General features: G+C 38.6%; 4 protein-coding genes. All 4 read left to right on the top strand.

The features are described from left to right. Positions 1-535: 535 nt before the first annotated feature. The 4 genes from ACIPKN_RS26015 to cydS all read left to right on the top strand — a co-directional run bounded on the left by ACIPKN_RS26015 (position 536) and on the right by cydS (position 3,920). Entirely contained in the window at positions 536-1,312 is a 777-nt protein-coding gene (locus tag ACIPKN_RS26015; RefSeq protein WP_400941758.1) for a sulfite exporter TauE/SafE family protein, read from the top strand. 129 nt (positions 1,313-1,441) lie between these two features. Beyond that, positions 1,442-2,785, top strand: a complete 1,344-nt coding sequence (locus ACIPKN_RS26020; RefSeq protein ID WP_400941760.1) for a cytochrome ubiquinol oxidase subunit I — start codon at positions 1,442-1,444, stop codon at positions 2,783-2,785. Continuing rightward, the gene (locus ACIPKN_RS26025) at positions 2,782-3,810 is read left to right on the top strand and encodes a cytochrome d ubiquinol oxidase subunit II (protein WP_400941762.1); all 1,029 of its coding nucleotides are present in this window, start codon (positions 2,782-2,784) and stop codon (positions 3,808-3,810) included. The genes ACIPKN_RS26020 and ACIPKN_RS26025 overlap by 4 nt, the downstream gene beginning before the upstream one ends. A gap of 11 nt (positions 3,811-3,821) precedes the next feature. Then, on the top strand, positions 3,822-3,920 hold the full coding sequence (gene cydS, locus ACIPKN_RS26030) for a cytochrome bd oxidase small subunit CydS family protein (protein WP_400941765.1): 99 nt from the start codon (positions 3,822-3,824) through the stop codon (positions 3,918-3,920). Positions 3,921-4,005: the final 85 nt, after the last annotated feature.

Genomic DNA, 4,005 nt, shown 5'->3' on the forward strand with positions numbered 1-4,005 from the left:
ACGATATTCGCTGTCAATTTGAAACGGATATTAAAGCTACTAAATGAAAATGAATAAGGAATAGAGACAGAAATAAGGCGCTTCCTGTTCAAAATTGAACAAGAAGTGCCTTATTTTTATCTGAGAAAGGTTCGCTTTTATGAAAACGTAAGTTTTTCAGTGCCCTCCGGACGTGAGTGGTCTTTTTTTTATCTCCGTTCAGTAAATGTCCAAACATCTGCTGGAATAGAGAAACTCAGTCTAAGAATGCCACGTACTGTGGCAATACCGAAATGACCGACATCGTGTCAGCCCTCATGTTGCCGCTGCCGCTGTGCTTTCGCGCAAAAAACATCTGCCGCTGCGCTTTCGCGAAAAATACATCTGCAAGCATAGCACAAAACTGACTTTGGAAGTAATTATGCCAATTGATTCTATCCGAAATAATTTGCAATATTGTCACAGTGAGTAAAGCTAATAGTGGAAAACCCCTATATGTCTGAAATTACAGCAGGACTATACTGAAAGCACATAAATAAAAGGAGATGCAAGCACAGTGGATATAACATTTATAATTGTCATTTTCTTGATTGGATTCGTTGGATCTTTTGTGTCCGGTATGTTGGGAATAGGCGGTTCAATCATTAAATACCCAATGCTACTCTATATACCGCCACTTTTTGGCTTAGTCGCATTTTCAGCACATGAAGTTTCAGGCATCAGTGCGGTACAAGTGTTTTTTGCGTCGATAGCAGGTGTTTGGGCATATCGAAAGGGTGGCTATCTTAATAAGCCTCTCATTATTTATATGGGTGGAGCAATTTTAGCTGGTAGCTTTGTTGGGAGCTACGGATCACAGTTTTTATCTGAAAACAGTGTGAATATCGTATACGGCGTTTTAGCATTGATTGCAGCTGTGATGATGTTTGTTCCTAAGAAACAAATCGAAGATATGCCGATGAATGAAGTAACTTTCAACAAGCCACTAGCGGCAATTTTAGCATTTATTGTTGGGATTGGTTCAGGGATTGTTGGTGCTGCAGGTGGTTTCTTGCTTGTTCCGATAATGCTTGTAGTGCTCGGTATTCCAACGCGTATGACGATTGCAACTAGCCTAGCTATTACGTTTATCTCATCGATCGGAGGAACAGTCGGGAAGTTAATGACAGGGCAAGTCGATTACTATTCTGCAGTCATCATGATAGTGGCAAGTTTACTGGCGGCTCCACTTGGCGCAAAAATAGGTAAAAAGATGAATACGAAAATTTTGCAAAGTATTTTAGCTATACTCATCTTAGCGACAGCAATTAAAATTTGGGTTGATTTACTATGATGAAAAAACAAAAGGTTGCTACGTATAAATCACATGAGAAAAAGCTGATACTTATAAGTTTTTTAGTAGCTGGAATAATGTTTCTTTCGATAATTGGGAGAATTTTTGGTACCTAGGAGATGAAATAAAATGAATGATTCAGCTGTAATGTGGAGTCGGGCCTTAACAGAGTTAACATTGTCATTCCATATCGTTTACGCAACAATTGGTGTCGGTATACCTTTAATGATCATGATTGCTCAATGGGTTGGATTGAAAAATAATGACGAACACTATTTATTACTCGCAAGAAGATGGGCAAGAGGATTTGTGATTACTGTGGCAATCGGAGTTGTCACTGGTACTGCGATTGGATTGCAGCTATCGCTACTATGGCCAAACTTTATGGAATTGGCTGGTCAGGTAATTGCATTACCATTGTTTATGGAAACGTTCGCGTTCTTTGTTGAAGCAATTTTCTTAGGGCTTTATTTATATACATGGGATCGATTCAAAAATCCAAAGAGACATCTTTTATTATTGATCCCGGTAGCTATTGGTGCATCTATGTCGGCTGTTTTTATTACGATTGTGAATGCATTTATGAACGCGCCACAGGGCTTTGACCTTGTAGATGGAGAGCTTGTAAATATTCAACCGGTATTGGCTATGTTAAATCCCGCAATGCCAACGAAGGTAGCGCATGTATTAGTAACATCTTATATGACAGCAGCATTTTTATTAGCTTCTATTGCAGCTTATCGTATGCTGCGAGGATCGAAGCATGTGTATCATAAAAAAGCCTTACATCTTTTATTGAAACTTGGACTAGTATTTTCGCTAGCGGCACTCGTTGTAGGTGACTTTTCAGGGAAGTATTTAGCTGAATATCAACCAGAAAAATTAGCTGCTGCTGAATGGCATTTTGAAACAAAAGAGGATGCTTCACTTGTGCTATTCGGCGTGCTGGATGGAGAAGAAGTGAAATACGCCATTAAAGTACCATACGCACTAAGTGTATTGGCGCATAATAATCCTTTTGCTGAAGTAAAAGGTTTAGATCAATTTTCGAACGATGAACAGCCACCACTTTATATCCATTATTTGTTTGACATCATGGTAGTAATCGGAACTTTATTAATAGTCGTAGCAGTTAGTTATGTGCTAGGTAAGTGGCGGGGATGGAAGTTTATTTCTTCAAAAAGCTTTAAGAGAATAGTAGTAGCAAGTGGTCCATTATCGCTTATTGCTGTAGAGGCAGGCTGGTGGTTTGCGGAAGTAGGACGCCAGCCATGGATACTTCGTGGTTATATGAAAACAGCGGAAGCTGCCACAACAAGTGGCCAAGTCGATACTATGCTAATACTATTTGCAGGGCTGTACATTGTATTAGGGATAGGAAGTATCGTCGTACTTATTCGTATGTTCCGTAACAATCCGATTGAACTTGAAATTGAAGAACATAAACAAGTGGAAGGAAGTGCAGGGCAATGAGCTTAGAGATATTAGGAATTTCAGTACTATGGTTATTTCTTTTCGGCTATGTCATTGTTGCGTCCATAGACTTTGGAGCGGGCTTCTTTAGTGCTTATAGTGTCTTGATTGGTAAAGACCAAATACTAGCCAATATTATTAAGCGCTATTTATCTCCGGTATGGGAAATTACCAATGTCTTTCTTGTATTTTTCTTTGTTGGAATGGTAGGTTTCTTTCCTCAAACAGCTTATTATTACGGCACAATTTTGCTAGTGCCAGTTAGTATCTCATTAATATTGATAGCAATTAGAGGGAGTTATTATGCTTTTGAATCCTACAGTGAAAAAGGTGGACACATTGGTTATACAATGATGTACGGAATTACTGGTTTATTTATACCTGCATCCCTTTCTATTGTGTTAACGATATCTGAGGGAGGGTTCGTGAAAATTGTAAATAAAGAACCACATTTGCAAATTGCTAAACTTTTCACGAATCCGTTAACTTGGTCTATTGTGCTATTAAGTATAGTGGCAGTTTTGTATATTTCGGCTGTTTTTTTAACATGGTATGGGAAAAGAGCGCGAGATGAACATGCTTCAGATTTAATGAGAAAATATGCGCTCGGTTGGTCTTTGCCGCTCGTAATAAGTGTAATAGGGATTATGGTGGAGTTAAAGGGACATGTGCCTGAGCATTATGAAAATATGTTAAATCTATGGTGGCTTTTCGCCATTTCGGGTGTGCTATTTCTTATAACATTAATTCTTTTATTTAAAAAGAAAAACTATGGTATAGCCGTCTTTTTAATGGTCGCTCAGTTTGGCTTTGCATTTTTCGGCTATGGTATTTCACATTATCCGTATTTACTGTATCCGTATTTGTCGGTCTATGATAGCTTTACAAATGAAACAATGGCGATAGCATTAGTGATAGCGTTTGTTGGAGGGTTAGTTCTACTCATACCTTCACTATATTTAGTAATGAAATGGTTTGTGTTTGATCGTGATTATGCTTGCGGTAAACATGATCATCATGCATAGGGGGAACTATAATGAATCAATTTATTATTTTGTATGCACCTTTTCTTGTAGTAGCTATTAGCATTGGGATTGGCTTTTGGGTAGGGCCGAAAGATCGTCAAGTTAAGTAATAAATGCATTCATCACTGTAATGTGTGTTCTGACTGGGCGCTTTCCTAGGGGCGTCGGGGCAACAGATGTTTTTTGCGCGAAAGA

The organism is Lysinibacillus sp. NPDC086135 (genome assembly GCF_044746345.1).
Lineage (GTDB): Bacteria > Bacillota > Bacilli > Bacillales_A > Planococcaceae > Lysinibacillus.